Annotated in this window: 16 protein-coding genes and 3 tRNA genes; 4 read left to right on the forward strand and 15 right to left on the reverse strand. The window is 57.7% G+C overall.

The features are described from left to right. Window positions 1–86 precede the first annotated feature (86 nt). The 13 genes from rpoC to CU102_RS09140 all read right to left on the reverse strand — a co-directional run bounded on the left by rpoC (window position 87) and on the right by CU102_RS09140 (window position 15,399). Window positions 87–4,295: a DNA-directed RNA polymerase subunit beta' gene (rpoC, locus tag CU102_RS09080; RefSeq protein WP_106710759.1), complete on the reverse strand. Its 4,209-nt coding sequence runs from the start codon at window positions 4,293–4,295 to the stop codon at window positions 87–89. A gap of 141 nt (window positions 4,296–4,436) precedes the next feature. After that, window positions 4,437–8,576, reverse strand: a complete 4,140-nt coding sequence (gene rpoB / locus CU102_RS09085; RefSeq protein WP_106710760.1) for a DNA-directed RNA polymerase subunit beta — start codon at window positions 8,574–8,576, stop codon at window positions 4,437–4,439. Between the two features lie 186 nt (window positions 8,577–8,762). After that, entirely contained in the window at window positions 8,763–9,140 is a 378-nt protein-coding gene (gene rplL / locus CU102_RS09090) for a 50S ribosomal protein L7/L12 (RefSeq protein WP_106710761.1), read from the reverse strand. Window positions 9,141–9,189: 49 nt separating this feature from the next. Then, window positions 9,190–9,708: a 50S ribosomal protein L10 gene (gene rplJ / locus CU102_RS09095; protein ID WP_106710762.1), complete on the reverse strand. Its 519-nt coding sequence runs from the start codon at window positions 9,706–9,708 to the stop codon at window positions 9,190–9,192. 343 nt (window positions 9,709–10,051) lie between these two features. Then, window positions 10,052–10,750, reverse strand: coding sequence for a 50S ribosomal protein L1 (rplA, locus tag CU102_RS09100; RefSeq protein ID WP_106710763.1), 699 nt, complete (start codon window positions 10,748–10,750; stop codon window positions 10,052–10,054). A 4-nt stretch (window positions 10,751–10,754) separates the two neighbouring features. Further along, entirely contained in the window at window positions 10,755–11,183 is a 429-nt protein-coding gene (gene rplK / locus CU102_RS09105; protein ID WP_106663205.1) for a 50S ribosomal protein L11, read from the reverse strand. A gap of 169 nt (window positions 11,184–11,352) precedes the next feature. Further along, window positions 11,353–11,883: a transcription termination/antitermination protein NusG gene (gene nusG / locus CU102_RS09110; protein WP_106710764.1), complete on the reverse strand. Its 531-nt coding sequence runs from the start codon at window positions 11,881–11,883 to the stop codon at window positions 11,353–11,355. A 37-nt stretch (window positions 11,884–11,920) separates the two neighbouring features. Further along, window positions 11,921–12,121, reverse strand: coding sequence for a preprotein translocase subunit SecE (gene secE, locus CU102_RS09115; protein ID WP_099999177.1), 201 nt, complete (start codon window positions 12,119–12,121; stop codon window positions 11,921–11,923). Window positions 12,122–12,348: 227 nt separating this feature from the next. Continuing rightward, window positions 12,349–12,424: transfer RNA gene (locus CU102_RS09120), tRNA-Trp, on the reverse strand. 116 nt (window positions 12,425–12,540) lie between these two features. Then, window positions 12,541–13,638 (reverse strand): COG3904 family protein, encoded by a 1,098-nt coding sequence (locus tag CU102_RS09125; RefSeq protein ID WP_133624419.1) that lies wholly within the window; start codon window positions 13,636–13,638, stop codon window positions 12,541–12,543. A gap of 164 nt (window positions 13,639–13,802) precedes the next feature. After that, window positions 13,803–14,978 carry an elongation factor Tu gene (gene tuf, locus CU102_RS09130; protein ID WP_106710755.1) on the reverse strand — a complete coding sequence of 392 codons (1,176 nt, stop codon included), beginning with the start codon at window positions 14,976–14,978 and terminating at the stop codon, window positions 13,803–13,805. A 237-nt stretch (window positions 14,979–15,215) separates the two neighbouring features. After that, a tRNA-Gly gene (locus CU102_RS09135) sits at window positions 15,216–15,289 on the reverse strand. 25 nt (window positions 15,290–15,314) lie between these two features. Beyond that, window positions 15,315–15,399 (reverse strand) — tRNA-Tyr (locus tag CU102_RS09140). Window positions 15,400–15,641: 242 nt separating this feature from the next. Between CU102_RS09140 and rlmB the strand changes: the two genes are divergently transcribed. The 3 genes from rlmB to CU102_RS09155 all read left to right on the forward strand — a co-directional run bounded on the left by rlmB (window position 15,642) and on the right by CU102_RS09155 (window position 17,789). After that, window positions 15,642–16,505, forward strand: a complete 864-nt coding sequence (gene rlmB / locus CU102_RS09145; protein WP_106710766.1) for a 23S rRNA (guanosine(2251)-2'-O)-methyltransferase RlmB — start codon at window positions 15,642–15,644, stop codon at window positions 16,503–16,505. A 98-nt stretch (window positions 16,506–16,603) separates the two neighbouring features. Beyond that, window positions 16,604–17,182 carry a cytochrome b gene (locus CU102_RS09150; protein WP_106710767.1) on the forward strand — a complete coding sequence of 193 codons (579 nt, stop codon included), beginning with the start codon at window positions 16,604–16,606 and terminating at the stop codon, window positions 17,180–17,182. A gap of 13 nt (window positions 17,183–17,195) precedes the next feature. Further along, the gene (locus CU102_RS09155; RefSeq protein WP_208113796.1) at window positions 17,196–17,789 is read left to right on the forward strand and encodes a YceI family protein; all 594 of its coding nucleotides are present in this window, start codon (window positions 17,196–17,198) and stop codon (window positions 17,787–17,789) included. Here CU102_RS09155 and CU102_RS31100 read toward each other — a convergent pair. Then, entirely contained in the window at window positions 17,784–18,353 is a 570-nt protein-coding gene (locus tag CU102_RS31100; protein ID WP_425351535.1) for a nuclear transport factor 2 family protein, read from the reverse strand. The genes CU102_RS09155 and CU102_RS31100 overlap by 6 nt on opposite strands. A gap of 192 nt (window positions 18,354–18,545) precedes the next feature. Between CU102_RS31100 and CU102_RS31105 the strand changes: the two genes are divergently transcribed. Then, window positions 18,546–18,758, forward strand: a complete 213-nt coding sequence (locus CU102_RS31105; protein WP_425351536.1) for a winged helix-turn-helix transcriptional regulator — start codon at window positions 18,546–18,548, stop codon at window positions 18,756–18,758. Between the two features lie 7 nt (window positions 18,759–18,765). Here the strand turns inward: CU102_RS31105 and CU102_RS09170 are convergent, their stop codons facing one another. After that, window positions 18,766–20,415, reverse strand: a complete 1,650-nt coding sequence (locus CU102_RS09170; protein WP_106710770.1) for an FAD-binding dehydrogenase — start codon at window positions 20,413–20,415, stop codon at window positions 18,766–18,768. Between the last annotated feature and the right edge of the window lie 462 nt (window positions 20,416–20,877).

Genomic DNA, 20,877 nt, shown 5'->3' on the forward strand with positions numbered 1-20,877 from the left:
TTAGGTGCCCCGGGTTGAACCATGAAACGAAAAGGCCGCCCCTGATTGCTCGGGGGCGGCCCTTTGGTTTGGTCCTGGCGACCGGCTTATTCGGCCGGCTGACCTGTCATGTCCGTCAGCATCGGCCCAGCCTTTGCGGCTGTAGCACCCGACTCCTTGCGGCGCTCGTCGATGATCAGCTCGTCGCGAGCTCCGGCAATGCGGCGGATCTGCTTGACCGTGCCGCCGGTACCTGCCGGGATCAGACGTCCAACGATGACGTTCTCCTTCAGACCCTGCAGAGCATCCATCTTGCCGGCAACAGCGGCTTCCGTAAGGACGCGCGTTGTTTCCTGGAACGATGCAGCCGAGATGAACGACGGCGTCTGCAGCGAGGCCTTGGTGATGCCGAGCAGCACGGGTGTGCCGTAGCCTGGCTTCTTGCCATCCTCTTCGAGACGCTCGTTAATTTCGTCCAGCTCGATCCGGTCGACATGATCGCCAGGGATGAACCCGGTGTCACCGGACTCGGTGATCTCGACCTTCTGCAGCATCTGGCGGACAATCACTTCAATGTGCTTGTCGTTGATCAGAACGCCCTGCAGACGATAGACTTCCTGGATCTCGTTCACGAGGTAGGAAGCGAGAGCCTCCACGCCCTTGATCGCCAGGATGTCGTGCGGTGCCGGGTTGCCATCGAGGATGTAATCGCCCTTTTCGATGGCGTCGCCGTCCTGAAGATGGAAAGGCTTGCCCTTGGGGATCAGATACTCAACAGGCTCGACCGTGTCGTCGTTCGGTTCGATGACGATGCGGCGCTTGTTCTTGTAATCGCGGCCGAAACGAACGGTACCATCGATTTCAGCGATGATAGCGTGGTCTTTCGGACGACGAGCTTCGAACAGTTCCGCAACGCGCGGCAGACCACCGGTGATGTCCTTGGTCTTGGCGCTTTCCATCGGAATACGGGCAAGAACGTCACCCGCCTTCACATGTGAACCAGGCTCGACCGACAAGATCGATTCCACCGACAGCTGGAAGCGAGCATCGCCGCCCTTTGCCAGTTTCAGAACCTTGCCGTTCTTGTCCTTGACGACGATCGCCGGCTTCAGATCCGAACCGCGAGGGGTTGAACGCCAATCGATGACCACGCGTTTGGTGATACCGGTGGATTCGTCCGTCGTTTCCGTGACCGAAAGACCATCGACCATGTCTTCGAATTCGACATGACCTTCGACTTCCGTCATGACCGGGCGGGTATATGGGTCCCACTCGGCAATGCGCTGGCCGCGTTTAACATTGTCGCCATCATCGACATAGATGCGCGAGCCGTAGGTGACGCGGTGTGTCGCGCGTTCCTTGCCGGTTGCATCGAGGATGACAACGGCCATGTTGCGGCCCATGACGACCAGATGGCCGTCAGAGTTGCGCACCACGTTGCGGTTGCGGATCTGCACCGTGCCTTCATAGCTGGCTTCGAGGAACGACTGGTCGACCACCTGCGCCGTACCACCAAGGTGGAACGTACGCATCGTCAGCTGCGTGCCCGGCTCACCGATCGACTGAGCAGCGATAACGCCGACAGCTTCACCCTGGTTGACCGGGGTACCACGGGCCAGATCGCGGCCGTAGCACTTGGCGCAGATGCCGCCGCGGGTCTCACAGGTGAGAGCCGAACGGATGCGAATCGACTGAACGCCAGCCTTTTCAATGGCATCGACATCGAACTCGTCGATGATGTGGCCACCGGTGACAATGACGTCACCCGAAACCGGATGCAGGATGTCTTCGAGAGCCGTACGGCCGAGAACACGCTGGCCGAGGGTCGCAACGACCTGACCGGCATCAACGATCGGCTGCATGGTGAGGCCCGTTGTCGTGCCGCAATCCACCGAGATGACAATGCAATCCTGTGCGACGTCGACGAGACGACGCGTCAGATAACCGGAGTTAGCGGTCTTCAAGGCGGTGTCGGCGAGACCCTTACGGGCACCGTGGGTCGAGTTGAAGTACTCGTTCACGGTCAGACCTTCCTTGAAATTCGAAATGATCGGCGTTTCGATGATTTCGCCCGAAGGCTTGGCCATCAGACCGCGCATACCGCCCAGCTGACGCATCTGGTTCGGCGAACCACGAGCACCCGAGTGCGACATCATGTAGATCGAGTTCATCTGCTTCTGGCGGCCAGTAACAGGATCGAACTCGACGGCCTTAATGCGCGCCATCATCTCGTCAGCGACCTTCTCGGTGCACTTGCCCCAAGCGTCGACAACCTTGTTGTACTTTTCGCCCTGAGTGATCAGGCCGTCATTGTACTGCTGCTCGTATTCGGTCGCCAAAGCTTCCGTTTCCGCAACGAGCTTCGCCTTGGTCTCCGGAATGACCATGTCGTCCTTGCCGAAGGAAATACCGGCGCGGCAGGCATGGCTGAAGCCGAGCTGCATGATGCGATCGCAGAAAATGACTGTCTCTTTCTGTCCGCAATGGCGATAGACCGTGTCGATCATCTTGGAGATGTTCTTCTTGGTCATTTCCTGATTGCAGATGTCGAAAGGCACATTGTGATGCTTCGGCAGAAGCTCACCGATGATCATGCGACCAGGCGTCGTCTCGAAGATCTTCGACGTCGGCTTGCCGTCGGCATCGATGCTCTTGAAGCGGCCCTTGATCTTTGTATGCAGGGTAACCGCACCGCTGCCGATGGCGTGGTGCAATTCACCCATGTCGGCAAAGGCCATGCCCTCGCCCGGCTCCTTGGCAGCAACGATCGACAGATAGTAAAGGCCGAGAACCATATCCTGCGACGGAACGATAACCGGCAGACCGTTTGCGGGATGCAGGATATTGTTCGTCGACATCATCAGAACGCGGGCTTCAAGCTGCGCTTCCAGGGAAAGCGGAACGTGAACAGCCATCTGGTCGCCGTCAAAGTCCGCATTGAAAGCGGTACAGACGAGCGGATGCAGCTGGATTGCCTTGCCTTCGATCAGGGTGGGTTCGAATGCCTGGATACCAAGACGGTGCAACGTCGGCGCGCGGTTAAGGAGAACCGGATGCTCGCGGATGACCTCATCGAGGATGTCCCAGACTTCTGGCTTTTCCTTTTCAACCAGCTTCTTGGCCTGCTTGACGGTCGAGGAATAACCCTTGGCGTCAAGGCGGGCATAGATGAACGGCTTGAACAGTTCGAGCGCCATCTTCTTCGGCAGACCGCACTGATGCAGCTTCAGTTCCGGACCGGTCACGATGACCGAACGGCCGGAATAATCGACGCGCTTGCCGAGCAAGTTCTGACGGAAGCGGCCCTGCTTGCCCTTGAGCATATCGGACAGCGACTTGAGCGGACGCTTGTTGGCACCCGTGATAACGCGGCCACGACGGCCGTTGTCGAACAACGCATCAACCGATTCCTGAAGCATGCGCTTCTCGTTGCGGATGATGATGCCAGGCGCGCGCAGTTCGATAAGGCGCTTCAGACGGTTGTTGCGGTTGATCACGCGGCGATAGAGATCGTTGAGATCGGACGTCGCGAAACGGCCGCCATCCAGCGGAACCAGCGGGCGCAGGTCCGGCGGAATGACCGGAACGATCTTCATGATCATCCATTCCGGACGGTTGCCCGATTCCAGGAAGTTTTCGACGATCTTCAGACGCTTCATCAGCTTCTTCTGCTTCAGATCCGAAGTCGTCTCGGCAAGTTCTGCACGCAGGTCGCCGGCGATCTTCTCCAGATCCATCGAAGCCAGAAGCTCATGGATGGCTTCGGCGCCGATCAGTGCGGTGAAGGCGTCTTCACCATACTCATCGACCGCAATCATATACTCTTCTTCCGAAAGGAGCTGGTGCTCCTTCAGGGCAGTCAGGCCGGGCTCGGTCACGATGTAGTTCTCGAAATAGAGAACGCGCTCGATGCCCTTGAGGGTCATGTCGAGCAAAGTGCCGATACGGCTTGGCAGGGACTTCAGGAACCAGATGTGCGCAACCGGAGCTGCGAGTTCTATATGGCCCATACGCTCACGGCGAACGCGTGACAGTGTGACTTCCACACCGCACTTTTCGCAGATGATGCCCTTGTATTTCATGCGCTTGTACTTCCCGCACAAGCATTCGTAGTCCTTGATCGGCCCGAAGATCCGAGCACAGAAGAGACCATCCCGCTCCGGCTTGAAGGTGCGGTAGTTGATCGTCTCCGGCTTCTTGATCTCACCGTATGACCAGGACAGAATCTTCTCAGGGCTGGCGATCGATATCCGGATGGAATCGAATGCCTGCACAGGCACCTGAGGATTGAAAAGATTCATGACCTCTTGGTTCATGCCGTTTCTCCATGGGGCAGAAAGTGCCCTCTACTTGCGATGGATATCCGCCGCCGCGGGTCCATCTAGATCAAATGCCGCTTCCTCAGCGGCCCGAAAAACTGGTCGGGTGCGCGAGCATGACTGCGCACCCTTCCCTTTTTACTCTGCAGCGTCAGGCAATGCCTGCTGTTGCTGTTCTTGGCTACGCGTATCGTCCAGCTCGACATTGAGGCCGAGCGAGCGCATTTCCTTGACGAGAACGTTGAAGCTCTCTGGAATGCCGGCTTCGAAAGTATCGTCGCCACGGACGATTGCTTCGTAAACCTTTGTACGACCTGCGACGTCGTCGGACTTGACCGTAAGCATTTCCTGCAGCGTGTAAGCCGCACCATATGCTTCCAGGGCCCAGACCTCCATTTCACCGAAGCGCTGACCGCCGAACTGGGCCTTACCGCCCAGAGGCTGCTGCGTAACCAGCGAGTATGGTCCGATTGAACGGGCATGGATCTTGTCGTCGACCAGGTGGTGCAGCTTCAGCATGTAGATGTAACCTACAGTCACCTGACGATCGAAAGTTTCACCCGTACGTCCGTCGTAAAGCGTCGACTGACCTGAGGATTTCAAGCCCGCCTGTTCCAGCATCACATTGATGTCCGGTTCATGCGCACCGTCAAACACCGGCGTTGCAATCGACACACCGCGCTTCATCTGTTCGCCAAGACGCACGATGCTCTCATCGTCGTAATTGCGAACCGGCTCATTGCGATCGTTGTCCGGAATGATCGATTCAATCGTCATTCTCAGCGGCGCAATGTCGCCCTGTGCCTTGTAGGCTTCGATCAGTTCCCCGATCTTCCTGCCCATGCCGGCGCAGGCCCAGCCCAGATGCGTTTCGAGGATCTGTCCGACGTTCATGCGGCTTGGCACACCAAGCGGATTGAGCACGATGTCGACATGTGTTCCGTCTTCAAGGAACGGCATATCCTCAACAGCGGCGATACGCGAAACAACGCCCTTGTTGCCGTGACGGCCAGCCATCTTGTCGCCTGGCTGGATCTTGCGCTTCACAGCGACAAAGACCTTGACCATCTTCATGACGCCTGGAGGCATCTCGTCACCGCGCTGGACCTTCTCGACCTTGTCCATGAAGCGCTGCTCGAGCAATTTCTTGGAGTCATCGTACTGGTTACGCAGAGCTTCGATTTCGCCCTGGATCTTCTCGTCCTCGACGGCAAACTGCCACCACTGCGAACGCGGGAATTCACGCATGACGTCCTGCGTGACAACGGTGCCCTTCTTGAAGGCCTTCGGTCCGGCAACAGCGGCCTTGCCCGTAAGAACGTCAGCCAGACGGCCATAGACGTTACGGTCGAGAATAGCCTGTTCGTCGTCGCGGTCCTTGGCCAAACGCTCGATTTCCTCGCGTTCGATAGCCATGGCGCGCTCGTCCTTTTCAACGCCGTGGCGATTGAAAACGCGAACTTCCACAACCGTACCATAGGTCCCGGGCGGCATACGCATCGAGGTATCACGAACGTCCGAAGCCTTTTCACCGAAGATGGCACGCAGAAGCTTCTCTTCCGGCGTCATCGGGCTTTCGCCCTTCGGTGTGATCTTGCCGACGAGAATATCGCCCGGCTGCACTTCCGCACCGATGTAGACAATACCGGCTTCGTCCAGGTTCTTCAGCGCTTCTTCCGAAACGTTCGGAATGTCGCGCGTGATTTCTTCCGGTCCGAGCTTCGTGTCACGAGCCATGACTTCGAACTCCTCGATATGGATCGAGGTGAAGACGTCATCCGAAACAATCTTCTCGGAGAGCAGGATGGAGTCTTCGTAGTTGTAGCCATTCCACGGCATGAACGCGACGAGCACGTTACGGCCAAGTGCCAGATCGCCCAGATCCGTCGACGGACCGTCAGCAATGATGTCACCCTTTTCGATCCGGTCGCCGACACGAACCAGCGGACGCTGATTGATGCAGGTGTTCTGGTTCGAACGCTGGAACTTCATCAGGCGATAGATATCAACGCCAGACTTGCCCGGTACGAGGTCTTCCGTTGCACGGATAACGATACGGGTCGCGTCGACCTGATCGACGATACCAGTACGGCGTGCACCGATAGCGGCACCGGAGTCGCGGGCAACGACCGGTTCCATACCAGTTCCGACGAACGGCGCTTCGGCACGAACCAGAGGAACGGCCTGACGCTGCATGTTCGAGCCCATGAGAGCGCGGTTGGCGTCGTCGTTTTCCAGGAACGGAATGAGCGCTGCGGCAACCGAGACGAGCTGCTTAGGCGAAACGTCCATCAGGTCCACGTTTTCGCGTGGCGCCATCAGAACTTCACCCGCATGACGGCAAACAACGAACTCGTCCGTGAACGCGCCGGAAGCGTCGAGTTCCACATTGGCCTGCGCCACGTGATACTTGGCTTCTTCCATTGCCGACAGATAGACGACCTCGTCCGTCACCCTGCCGTCGACGATCTTGCGGTACGGGCTTTCGATGAAGCCGTACTTGTTGACACGGGCGAAGGTTGCGAGCGAGTTGATCAGACCGATGTTCGGGCCTTCCGGCGTTTCAATCGGGCAGATACGGCCGTAATGCGTCGGATGAACGTCGCGGACTTCGAAGCCGGCACGCTCGCGGGTCAGACCGCCAGGTCCAAGTGCCGAAAGACGACGCTTGTGCGTGATCTCGGACAGCGGATTGGTCTGATCCATGAACTGAGACAGCTGCGAGGAACCGAAGAACTCGCGAACGGCAGCGGCTGCCGGCTTCGCATTGATCAGGTCCTGCGGCATCACGGTGTCGATTTCGATGGACGACATACGTTCCTTGATGGCGCGCTCCATGCGGAGCAGACCAACACGGTACTGGTTTTCCATCAACTCGCCGACCGAACGAACACGGCGGTTGCCGAGATTGTCGATGTCGTCGATTTCACCGCGACCATCGCGCAGGTCGACCAGCATCTTGACCACGGCCAGGATGTCTTCCTTGCGCAGGATACGAACAGTGTCTTCCGCATCCAGATCAAGGCGCATGTTCATCTTCACGCGGCCAACCGCCGAGAGATCATAGCGCTCTGAATCGAAGAACAGCGACTTGAACATGGCCTCGGCCGAGTCGATCGTTGGCGGTTCGCCCGGACGCATGACGCGGTAGATGTCGAACAGCGCGTCCTGACGGCTTTCGTTCTTGTCCACGGCAAGCGTGTTGCGGATATACGGTCCGATATTGACGTGGTCGATATCGAGGACGTTGATCTCTTCCGTGCCGGTATCCAGGAGAACCTTGAGCGTCTTCTCGTCAAGTTCGTCACCGGCTTCGAGATAGACTTCGCCGGTTTCAAAGTTGACGATATCTTCAGCAAGGTACGAGCCGAACAGATCGTCTTCCGTTGCCTTGATGAACTTCAGGCCCTTCTCAGCAAGCTGCTTGGCGCTGCGTGCCGTCAGCTTCTTGCCGGATTCGAGAACGACTTCGCCCGTATCGGCATCGATCACGTCGGAAGTGGCCTTGAAACCCTTGAAGCGCTCAACGGAATAAGGGATCCGCCAGCTATCGCCGTCACGGCTGAAAGTTATGGAATTATAAAAGGTTGACAGGATTTCTTCCGAATCCATGCCAAGCGCCATCAAGAGCGACGTCGCCGGAATCTTGCGGCGGCGATCGATACGCGCATAGACAACGTCCTTGGCGTCGAATTCGATATCGAGCCAGGAACCGCGATAGGGGATGACGCGCGCCGCAAATAGCAGCTTGCCGGACGAATGCGTCTTGCCCTTGTCGTGATCGAAGAATACGCCCGGCGAACGGTGCATCTGCGATACGATCACGCGCTCGGTGCCGTTGACAATGAACGTGCCGTTATCGGTCATGAGCGGCATGTCGCCCATGTAAACGTCCTGTTCCTTGATGTCCTTGATCGACTTCGCGCCTGTATCCTCATCGATATCGAACACGATGAGGCGCAGCGTCACCTTGAGTGGCGCGGCATAGGTCAGATCGCGCTGACGGCATTCGTCAACGTCGAATTTTGGAGCTTCGAATTCGTACTTGACGAATTCAAGCATGGAAGCACCCGAGAAATCCGAAATTGGGAATACAGACTTGAAGACAGCCTGCAGACCTTCATCCAATCGCCCGCCCTTGGGCTCTTCCACCATCAGAAACTGATCGTAGGAAGCTTTCTGAACCTCGATGAGGTTCGGCATCTCTGCGACTTCCGGAATCTTACCGAAAAACTTGCGTACGCGCCTACGACCATTGAAAGAATGGGTCTGAGCCATCGTCGCTCCTCGTCTTTATGCCAGAAACTGGCCTGTTTCTTAAAACCGCGTGTGCGGCCCCGTGAACGGGACAAAACCCGTTTCCTGAAAGCATCCAGATTGCCGTCAGGAAAAGGGTTCAGTACCGGAACCCCCGAAGGGGAAGAGTTGGCGGACAGGTCGCCCTGCCCGCCAATAACGCAAGACTTACTTGAGTTCGACCTTGGCGCCAGCAGCTTCGAGCTGTGCCTTGATCTTGTCAGCTTCGTCCTTAGCAGCGCCTTCCTTGACAGCCTTAGGAGCGGCTTCAACGAGGTCCTTGGCTTCCTTGAGGCCAAGACCGGTGATTGCGCGGACTTCCTTGATCACGTTGATCTTGTTAGCGCCGGCTTCGGTCAGAACGACGTCGAATTCAGTCTTTTCTTCAACTGCGGCAACAGCTGCACCACCGCCAGCGGCAGCAGCAACAGCAACCGGAGCAGCGGCAGAAACGCCCCACTTCTCTTCAAGAAGCTTCGAAAGTTCAGCAGCTTCGAGAACGGTCAGGTTGGACAGGTCGTCTACGATCTTTGCGAGATCAGTCATTTTGATATTCCTTTACAAGGTTCGATATATTGTGACAGCGAGAACGGCCTTATGCCGCTTCGTCCTTCCGGGCATAGGCGCCGAAAACGCGGGCAAGCTGACCTGCCGGTGCGTTGACGATCTGAGCGATGCGGGTAGCCGGTGTCTGGATCATACCAACCAGCTTTGCGCGCAACTCGTCGAGTGATGGAAGTGCGGCCAGAGCCTTTACACCTTCCGGGTCGAGAGTTGTTGCTCCCATCGAGCCACCGAGGATGACGAGCTTTTCGTTACCCTTGGCAAATTCGATGGCGATCTTTGGTGCCGTAATCGGATCGTTGGAATAAGCAACGAGTGTCTGACCTGTGAACAGGTCAGCGATGCCTTCCGAATCCGTGCCCTGAAGAGCGATCTTGGCAAGGCGGTTCTTCGCGACTTTAACGGTGCCACCAGCATCACGCATCTTGGAGCGAAGGTCGCTCAGCTGCGCAACGGTGAGACCGGTATAGTGGGCCACGACAACTGAACCAGAGTCCTTGAAGACCCCATTCAGCCACGCGACGAATTCGCGCTTTTCCGCTTTTTCCACTGTCTCTCTCCATTTGACAGAAACGCATGATTGCGCTCCTGCCGGGTTGCCTTTTGCTGCAAGGGGCCAATTCGAAAACCGGAACCACACAGCACTTGAGGATCCTGTCCCCCTTGCTTCGCCGAAACCGGCTAACGCGAAAGGCAACTACGGTTCGAACCTTGTTCATCGGGCGATGCCCTTAAAACCTGGTTGTTCCACGTCTCATGCGGGTTCTTGCGATATTAAGGCGAACCACCCGCAATCTCGGACAGGATAACCGGACTTTCATCCGGTTATCCAGGCCCCGAAGGGCCTGGAATTCTTTTGATCTCAAACAGTTAGGTTTGAGACCTCAATCAACTTACGCAGAACGTACAGTTGACGGATCGATCTTGACGCCAGCGCCCATCGTCGAAGAAATCGCGACGCGCTTGACGTATTCACCCTTGGCGCCAGTTGGCTTTGCCTTGGTGACTGCATCGGCGAATGCCTTGATGTTCTCTTCCAGCGCCTTGGCATCGAACGATGCCTTGCCAACGCCAGCGTGAACAATACCGGCCTTCTCGACGCGGAACTCGACAGCACCGCCTTTGGAAGCCTTGACGGCGGCAGTGACGTCAGCCGTAACCGTACCAACCTTCGGGTTCGGCATCATGCCGCGAGGTCCGAGAACCTTACCGAGACGGCCAACGAGAGGCATCATGTCCGGGGTTGCAATGCAGCGATCGAAATCGATCTTGCCGCCATTGACGATCTCGAACAGGTCTTCCGCACCGACGATATCTGCACCGGCAGCCTTGGCTTCATCAGCCTTCGGACCACGAGCGAATACGGCGACCCGAACTGTACGGCCGGTACCGTTCGGCAGATTGACCACGCCGCGCACCATCTGGTCCGCATGGCGAGGATCAACGCCGAGATTCATTGCAACTTCGATTGTCTCGTCGAACTTGGCAACCGCACGCTCCTTGACCATGGCAATAGCCGAGGTCAGGTCATAGAGCTTGTTACGGTCAACGCCTTCACGAACCTTCGCTACACGCTTTGAAAGTTTTGCCATCGTCTTAGCCCACCACTTCCAGGCCCATCGAACGGGCAGAACCTTCGACCATGCGCATGGCGGCTTCAACGTCCGCTGCATTCAGGTCTTTCATCTTTGCTTCAGCGATTTCACGGACCTTGTCACGCGAGATCTTGCCGGCAACGACCTTGCCTGGCTCCTTCGAGCCGGACTTCAGGTTGGCAGCCTTCTTGAGGAAGTAAGACACCGGCGGCGTCTTCATCGCAAAGGTGAAGGACTTGTCCTGATAATAGGTAATAACGACCGGAATGGGCGAACCCTTTTCCAGTTCCTGCGTAGCCGCATTGAAGGCCTTGCAGAATTCCATGATGTTGATGCCACGCTGACCAAGTGCCGGTCCGATCGGCGGGGATGGCGTTGCCGATCCTGCCGAAACCTGCAGCTTGAGCTGGCCTGCTACTTTCTTAGCCATAACTTCTGCCTTTTTACACCGTGCCGGAAATCCGGCGGCTTTTCATTGTACCGGGCGAACCGGCGGTTGCAGTTTGGTGGTGCGGCTTGATGGTCCGGCTAAGACCGCCTCGCCTCCCACCACGCTTGCCGCAGACGCGGCAAAGGCGGCTCAGGGAGCTGCCAAATGATCAGACTTTTTCGACCTGACCAAATTCCAGATCGACCGGCGTAGCGCGGCCGAAAATCGAAACTTCCACTTTGAGGCGCGAACGCTCTTCGTCGACTTCCTGAACGGTGCCGTTAAACGAAGCGAACGGTCCATCGGCAACGCGAACACTCTCGCCGATCTCGAACGAGATCGAGGCCTTCGGACGCTCTACACCTTCCTGGACCTGGGTCAGGATGCGATCAGCTTCCTTGTCCGAGATGGCAATCGGCTTGTTGTCCGAACCAAGAAAGCCGGTCACCTTCGGTGTGTTCTTGATCAGATGATACGCATCATCCGTCAGATCAGCGCGAACCAGGACATAACCCGGGAAGAACTTGCGCTCTGCATCGACCTTGCGGCCGCGACGCACTTCGACGACCTTCTCGGTCGGCACGAGGATCTTCTCGAAAAGGTGAGACAGACCCTTCTGTCTTGCCTTTTCTTCGATCGACTCCGCGACCTTCTTCTCAAAATTCGAATAGGCGTGAACGATATACCAGCGCGCGGTCATTATTGATTCCCAATCCCGATTTTCTTGTCAGCCTGCGTTAACGACCAAGACCGAGAACGAGATCGATCCCGTACGCCATCAACTGATCAGCTGCGAAAAAAAAGATCGCAGCAAAAAACGCCATCACCATCACCATTGCGGTGGAAATGAGCGTTTCGCGACGCGAAGGCCATGTGACCTTTGCGGTTTCAGCGCGCACTTGCTGAAAAAAAGTTATTGGATTCGTTTTGGATGCCATTTACCGCTCGTGCGTGTCATGTTGCTGTAAACATGCTGTGTTGCAATTGTCACAACACCATCTGTCCACACCATTACGGCCCGTAAAGCTGACCGTTCAGCTCCACGCACCGCGTGTCTGTTGATGTTACATAGAACCGATTCCGGAAAAACACAAGGCCCCGGATTCGTTTCTTTCCAAACATCTGCACAGCACACCATCCAATCGTGTACCGGCAGACTATGCGTTGGCAGGGGAGACAGGGTTCGAACCTGCGACCTACGGTTTTGGAGACCGCCGCTCTACCAACTGAGCTACTCCCCTACGTTCGGGGCGTACATTCCACAAAGCCGCTACTATTTCAAGCCCTATCGGCATTGCTTTTGCAGGAATTACAACGCTCGCGATCGTTCTGGCGGAGCTAATGCCCGCATGCGCCCCTATTGTACCTTCTTAAGCTGGGTCCGAACACAATTTTCGAAAGGGGAAGGCTGTCCGCAGTTACCGATTGCGGCAAGATCGCCACGCTCCGTGGCCAATCCGTATCTCTCGAGTTCATCTGCCGCCAGAATCACAATATCGGTCGCGGGAACGGCCAGCATCCGCTCCACCAGAGTTTTATTGACTCCCATCTGCGAGAAATAGCTGTCGATTTGCCTACGCTGCGACTTGCTCAACTTGGTCGTGGTGTAGCTGCCGGTGGCCTTGCGATTGAGCACCCTCGTATTGACGGTTTTTCGCTTGCCTTTCACCATACGATAGGTCGTCTCGTACTTCGTCATGATTGTCGTGACGGTCGTCGTAATCTGATGGATACCGACCTGTGACCACAGGCTGACCGACCTCTTCGTCCCCGCTGCAAGTATGAAGGGACACGCAGATAGGCAATTAGCAAACCCCGGATAGGAGTAACCGGCAAAGGCACCGTCCTGGTAGGGTGATTTGCAGCCCTTCTGGTCCGGGTGACACGGCGTGAAGCTGGTGCTTCCAACCGAAACATTCAACTTGTTCTTTCTAATGATTCGGCCCATTGCCATCGCAGCGTCCAAGTCACCGCCGTTCGAATCAATCACGATGGGCAGTTTTCTGCCGCGCAGCTGCTTGAGAACCTTGCGCAGTTTCGATGGCGAATTTGCCATGATCGTGCCTGATGCCGATATCCATTCAGGACAAAGCGGCTCGCAACTCGGGCTGGCATTACGAACAATAGCGAAGCGCATGGCCGGGTCTGGAGGCGTGTAGGCTTCAAACTGTTTTGGTGGCACGACAGCAGGCTTCGGCACCGTCGCGACCGGTGTCATGTCAGGCAACTCGGGCAGTCTGGCAGGGGCGTAGGGACAGGTTGTGATGCCGCAGCCCATATGGCGAAGGGTCGGCAATCGTGGCGGCACGTAAGGAGCGCTGGTACTTCCAGGCGTTGTCACTGGACCGACCGCGTTCGCATCGCCAGTGCTGTTAACAAGGAGAACCGATAGGCAAAGCCAAAACAGAGCAAAACGCAACGTCACACCAAGATCCCAATATCTGCGGACAGCCATTGTCTTACGGACAGGAACGCCATCCCACGCTCCGTCCGAAGCTATTTATCCGCAGAAACCCGGCGTTTGCCACAGATATTTCGATCGGCCCGAGAACTAGTCCGGCAATACAAAAAAGCGGCCAATCCGGCCGCCTTTTCGTATTTCAGGTCTCTCGACGAATTTTACTCAATGATCGACGATACGATGCCGGCACCGACGGTGCGGCCACCTTCACGGATAGCGAAGCGCAGCTTCTCTTCCATCGCGATCGGCACGATCAGCGTCACATCAACTGCGATGTTGTCGCCGGGCATGACCATTTCCGTGCCTTCCGGCAGCGTCACAACACCCGTCACGTCGGTCGTGCGGAAGTAGAACTGCGGACGGTAGTTGGAGAAGAATGGCGTGTGACGGCCACCTTCATCCTTCGTCAGGATATAGGCTTCTGCCTTGAACTTGGTGTGCGGCTTGACCGAACCGGGCTTGGCAAGGATCTGGCCGCGCTCGACGTCTTCACGGCCAACGCCGCGGATCAGCGCACCGATGTTGTCGCCAGCCTGGCCCTGGTCCAAGAGCTTGCGGAACATTTCAACGCCGGTCACCGTCGTCTTCGTCGTCGGCTTGATGCCGATGATCTCGACTTCTTCACCAACCTTGACGATCCCGCGCTCAACGCGGCCCGTCACAACCGTACCACGGCCGGAGATCGAGAATACGTCTTCGATCGGCATCAGGAACGGCTGGTCGATCGGACGCTCTGGCGTCGGAATGTACTTGTCGACTTCCGCCATCAGCGCACGAACAGCGTCTTCGCCGATTTCCTTGTTGGAATCTTCCAGCGCAGCCAAAGCCGAACCCTTGACGATCGGAATGTCGTCGCCCGGGAAATCGTACTTCGACAGAAGCTCGCGCACTTCCAATTCAACCAGCTCGAGAAGCTCGGCATCGTCAACCTGGTCAACCTTATTCAGGAACACGACGATCGCCGGAACGCCAACCTGACGGGCAAGCAGGATGTGCTCGCGGGTCTGCGGCATCGGGCCGTCGGCAGCCGAGACAACCAGGATCGCGCCGTCCATCTGCGCTGCACCGGTGATCATGTTCTTCACATAGTCGGCGTGGCCGGGGCAATCGACGTGCGCATAGTGACGCGCTGGCGTCTCATACTCAACGTGTGCCGTCGAGATCGTGATGCCGCGCGCCTTTTCTTCCGGTGCCGCGTCGATCTGGTCGTACGCCTTGTACTCGCCAAAATACTTCGTAATCGCTGCCGTCAACGACGTCTTGCCATGGTCAACGTGACCAATCGTGCCAATGTTGACGTGCGGCTTGTTACGTTCAAACTTGCTCTTAGCCATAGCTGTCGTTCTCTCGTCATCACAACCGGCCTTGCGCCGGTACCATGTTTGTAGCTCAGACGAGACAGCAAGCCGTCCGTCAGCACAGTCACCCGCTCAATCGAAAACGATCGACCGGGTTGCATTGCCTAAGCTTGCTCGTTCATATGGGAAACACATGAGCGACGTACAATGCTCAAGACAATATCGAAGAGCACCCCTGCACACGATGGCGTGCACGCGGTGCCCTTGCAAATCTGGAGCGGGTAGCGGGAATCGAACCCGCATATTCAGCTTGGAAGGCTGCTGCTCTACCACTGAGCTATACCCGCACATCATGGCGTTCGGTTCCGGCAGTGGTGGAGGGGGTTGGATTCGAACCAACGTAAGCCAAGCTAACGGATTTACAGTCCGTCCCCTTTAACCACTCGGGCACCCCTCCGGTCACTGCCGATGGAACCGCACCATATGGCACTCTGCAAAAAGCCTGCCGGACATCCATCCTGGCTGCTGCTTGCGGAGGGCCTTATGCCGACTAGCCCGCGTGGTGTCAACACTTCCCTTCAGAAAATGAATTGCTTGTGGAAATAGGCTAAAGAAATGTGACGGCAAAGCAGTCAGGACCAGCGTTTTCGACAATTATATCTGTATCGTCTTATCCAGGATCAGAGTATATCACGCGCCATGACCGATCAAAAACCCTCCCGTACGCCCAAAGATTCACATTACGCGACGCTGCGCCGCCAGTTCCGCGACCAGATGGCCGGTGGTGCGCCGCAAGCCCAACGGGCTTCGCGCCCGGCTGTGGGAGGTACACAGGCGCCGGAAGGCCTTGTGCGGCTCTATGGTCTGCACACAGTGCGCGCTGCGCTGGACAATCCTGAACGCCAGATCAAGCGGATGCTGGTGACGAAAAACGCGCTCGACCGGCTGGAGATTACCGATTCGAACGCCCTGCCCTTCGATGTCGAAATTGTCGAGCCTCGCGCCATCGACCGCGAAACCGGTTCTGAAGCAGTGCATCAGGGGGTTATGATCGAGGCCAAGCCCTTGAAGGCACAATCGCTCAAAGCCCTTCAAGACAGTCCGCTACTGCTGATTCTGGACCAGGTGACCGATCCGCATAATGTCGGCGCCATCATGCGCTCCGCCGTTGCTTTTGGTGCTGGCGCGATAATCACCACGGCACGTCACAGCCCGCAGGAATCCGGTGTTCTGGCAAAGGCCGCGTCCGGTGCGCTTGAGCTCATCCCCCATATCGAGGTGCGTAACCTTGCTGATGCGATTGGCGAGTTGCACGAACTCGGATTCACAACCATCGGTCTCGATTCGGAAGGACCGCAGGAGCTCGAGAAAACAATGTCTGAGGGCCGTATTGCCCTTGTTCTTGGCGCCGAAGGCAAGGGGCTGCGCCAGAAGACGCGTGAGACCGTGACCCACCTCGCCCGGCTCGATATGCCCGGCGCCATCAAATCACTGAATGTATCGAACGCAGCGGCGATTTCCCTTTACGCGGCACAGCGCTTCCTGAGCGCAAGGCCAGATTAAAAAGCAGACAGGTCCGAATAGAATACGGACCAGCGGTGTTTACCTGGCTCTAGGCCCCAACCTGCGTATCGGGTTCGGCCGCGCAATGGAGTGCGTCGATGCTGCGGAACAGCAGGGATTCTTTTGGCTTGGTATCGATCCTGTTTCACTGGGTCATCGGGCTGATTTTTCTCGGGCAGATTGCACTGGGCTATCTGATGGTCAGGGTCAGCGATTTCACCCTGCAGTTCAGCCTCTATCAGTGGCATAAATCCTTCGGCTTCCTCGTTCTCGGCCTTTCCGCCCTTCGCCTCCTCTGGAAACTGGCAAATCCGCGTCCCCGAGATCCTGAGCATATGAACTCGCTTGAACGCGTGGCAGCCCATGCCGCGCATGTCATCCTCTACCTCAGTCTGTTCATCGTGCCGTTGACCGGCTGGGCCGTCGCTTCGAGTTCGCCGCTGCAGATACCGACTTTCATGTTCAATCTCGTCGTGATCCCGCAATTGCCGATCACGATATCCGACGCCGCGGAGGCGTTCTGGGCGGCCAGCCACGCCTGGCTGGCCTATCTTTCCGCCGTCGTTGCCGCGGGCCACATCCTTGCGGCGCTGCATCATCATTTTTGGAAGCGCGATACCATCCTGATGCGCATGCTGAGCCCGAGTGCCGCCAAGACCGGCAGGAACGTCAACTGACAGGATCAACATCATGAAGACTACCGATATGCTGTTCTCGACACTCATCCCTGCAGGGCTCGCAGCCTTGCTTGCGTTCTCCCCGATGACCGCCCGAGCGGATACGCTGTCCGACGTCTCCGGGCGCTACAATATCCAACCTTCGTCCCGGGTTGGGTTCACGGTGACGCAGGTTGGTGGTGGCGGCATCGCCGGCAATTTCAAGAAATTCTCGGGCGTATTCTCCCTCAACAGTTCGGACATAAGCCGGTCGACCATCAGCTTCACGCTCTATCCGGAAAGTGTCTCGACCGGTCAGGCACGCGTCGAAAGTTTCCTGCGTTCCGACGCGGTCTTCGACTCGGCCAATTTCCCGACCATCACATTCAAGTCGACACAGATTAAGCAGACCAGTGCTGACACTGCCGAAGTGGCGGGGATTCTGACGGCACGCGGCAAGAGCAGCCCCGCGAACTTTCAGGCAAACCTGGCGGATCATGGCAAGAACTCAATCACCTTTCGTGTCCAGGGCAAGGTGATGCGCTCACGCTACGGCATGGATGTCGGAACGCCGATCTATTCCAACGTTGTCCAGTTCGACATGATGATCCGCGGCCAGCGCTCATGATGCGCCGTCCTCAAACAGGACGGCGGGATTGCCCGCGAGCCAGGCATTGTCGAATTTCATACGGTCGATGACCCAGGCGTCTCCGGATTTCGAAAGCTTCACATCAAGGATGTTCTTCAGCAGCAGATGACGGCTGTGGTCGCCGTGCGGCAGATGTTGCACCTCGATCATGGCGAACAGTCTCGCGTGCTCTCGATCGTATTCAGTAACCCGCGGATTGGCGATGGAGTGGGTCGTATCGAGCCTGCTGGTGGTCTGCAGGATGATATCGGTGATCGCCTGGCGGCCCTCGAACACCGGTATGGTGACACCGAGCTTTTTGGCCACGGCGGTGAAATCAAGCGTCGCATGCTCGGAGAAAGCGGATTCGAACAGGGTCCGGTCGCGCAGGTCCTGTCCGGCGCCGAACAGGAAATGCTCCGGCGGCACTGCCAGATAGTGGGACTTGTCGAATGAAGCGATCGTTTCCATATCAACCTCCAGGTTTCGTTGAACCCGAGATTTGGCCGTATGGTAGCGATCCCGCAAGAACGCACCGCAAGCATAGGAGCTATCCAGATGCATAGTCAGGCGCCCGGCGAAAAGGAGCTTTGCTTCGGCCAATGCCCGGTCCTGATCCGCGAAACACTGGATCTGATCGCCGCCAAATGGACTGTCCCGATATTCTTTGCGCTGCAGAGCGCGTCTGGACCGGCGCGCTAAGCCGAACTGCAGCGCCGCCTCGGCGATATAACGCCGAAGGAGTTCGCCAAGCACCTGCGGAATTTCGAAACGGCGGGACTCGTCGAGCGCACCGTCTATCCGACTGTACCGCCGCGGGTGGAATATGCACTGACCGGTCTCGGCGAAAGTCTGCTGCCGAGCCTCCAGACCCTCGCCGACTGGGCGATCAATTTCGGCCGCGAGGTCGCCGAGAACACGAAGCTCAACCAACGGCCCGCGCCGGTGCGCCTGATCAAACCGGCCTGATAGCGGTTCAGACGGCCTTCGCTGCCGCCCTGCCCGCGGTCCTGCCTGAAAAGATGCAGCCTCCAAGGAACGTTCCCTCCAGCGAGTTGTAGCCATGCATCCCCCCGCCGCCGAAACCCGCCGCCTCACCGGAAGCGTAGACGCCGGGCAGCGGCTCGCCATCGGCTTTCAGCGCGCGCGCACTGAGGTCCGTCTCGATACCGCCAAGTGATTTGCGCGTCAGAATGTTGAGCCGTACCGCGATCAATGGCCCATGTTTCGGGTCGAGTATCCGGTGCGGCGGCACCACCCGGACCAGCCTGTCGCCAATATAGTTGCGCGCGCCGCGTATCGCAGTGATCTGCGCGTCCTTGCTGTAGGGATTGTCGACCTCGCGGTCCCGCGCCTCGATCTGCGCCCGCAGCCCAGCCTCCGTAATCAGATTATCACCGGTCAATGCATTCATGCGCCGCACCAGATCGGACAATTCCTTTTCGACGATGAAATCTTCGCCATTGTCGAGGAACGCCTGCACCGGTGCGGGAACACCGCTCAGGGCACGTTTTGCCACCTGCCGCCAGCTTTTGGATGTGAAGTCGGGGTTCTGTTCCGAACCCGACAGCGTGAATTCCTTCTTGACGATGGTCTGGTTGAGCACGAACCAGGAATAGTCGTAGCCCGACTTCATGACGCGATCGAGCGTCGACAGCGTGTCAAAGCCAGGCAGGCACGGCGGTGGCAGGCGGTTTCCCTGCGCATCGAACCAAAGCGACGACGGCCCAGGCAGGATGCGGATCGCATGCTTGGTCCAGATCGGATCCCAATTGTGCACGCCCTCCACGTAATGCCACATGCGATCGCTGTTGATCAGGTGCGCGCCGGCACGCTCGGCAACGCCGAGCATCAGGCCATCGACATGGTCCGGAACGCCGCTAATCAGATGTTTCGGCGTCCCGAGCCGCTGCGGCCAGTTCTTGCGCACCAGGTCGTGATTGCCGCCAATGCCGCCGCTCGCCACAATGACAGCCTGCGCTTTCAGGGCAAAGCTGCCCGCAACGATACGAGAGCTCGGTTCGCTGCGCCCAACATCGCTTGGAACGAGAACCTCGCCCTCGACCCCATCGATATGCCCGGCACTGGTTACAAGCGCCGTCACCCGGTGACGGAAGCGGAATGAAATCAGCCCCTTTTGCTCGGCTTCGCGGGCGCGGCGAATGAACGGCTCGACCACACCGGTCCCTGTCCCCCAGGTGATATGGAAGCGCGGCACAGAATTGCCATGACCGGTCGCGAGCGAGCCGCCGCGCTCGGCCCAGCCGACTACGGGGAACCAGCGCATGCCCTGTGCGTGCAGCCAGGCACGTTTCTCGCCGTAGGCAAAATCGATATAGGCTTCAGCCCATTGCCGCGGCCAATGATCCTCAGTGCGGTCGAAACCAGCTGAGCCCATCCAGTCCTGCAGGGCAAGTTCGCGTGAATCCTTGATGCGCAGACGGCGCTGCTCGGGGGAATCGACGAAGAACAGCCCGCCGAAGGATCGCCACGCCTGTCCACCGAGGGTCTGCTCCGGTTCCTGATCGAGTATGATCACCCGCTTGCCGGCGTCGGCGAGTTCCGTTGCCGCGACCAGTCCCGCAAGCCCCGCACCGACGACGATGGCGTCCGCATCCAATGCCATATGAAACCTCCCAATTCCAACGGCCTCACGAGCCGGGCAAATCGCTATTACCTTTACGTCAACGTTGTCCGTCAAAAGCCGCGCTTCGGCAAGGTCGAATTGTTACTTTGAGACCGAACCTCCAGGAACCGCTTCGCGCCTTCCCCTTGCCACGCCCTCATCTGAGTCTGGCCATTGAACGGTTGGGAAGACGGGCGGTCATCGAAGCGCGTCTTTGGGGTAGTAATGGTGCGATCCGAAGACCGCCCGTCCGGCGACTTTTCATCCCGTCCGTTCCGCTTGGGAGGCCTCGGCATCGGGGAGTACCATTTGCGATACTCCATGCGTCGCCTACGCGCCCCTTAGAGTGCTCGTCCAGCACGCGCCGGTCATAGTACCGGCAGGGGAACCCTTGGACGGAACTTCCCCGGACAGCGGGCCCGTTACCCGCCATCGGAGGCGCCGGTCCTTCTCCCACTTCGA

Origin of the sequence: Phyllobacterium brassicacearum (assembly GCF_003010955.1) — a bacterium.
Classification (GTDB): domain Bacteria; phylum Pseudomonadota; class Alphaproteobacteria; order Rhizobiales; family Rhizobiaceae; genus Phyllobacterium; species Phyllobacterium brassicacearum.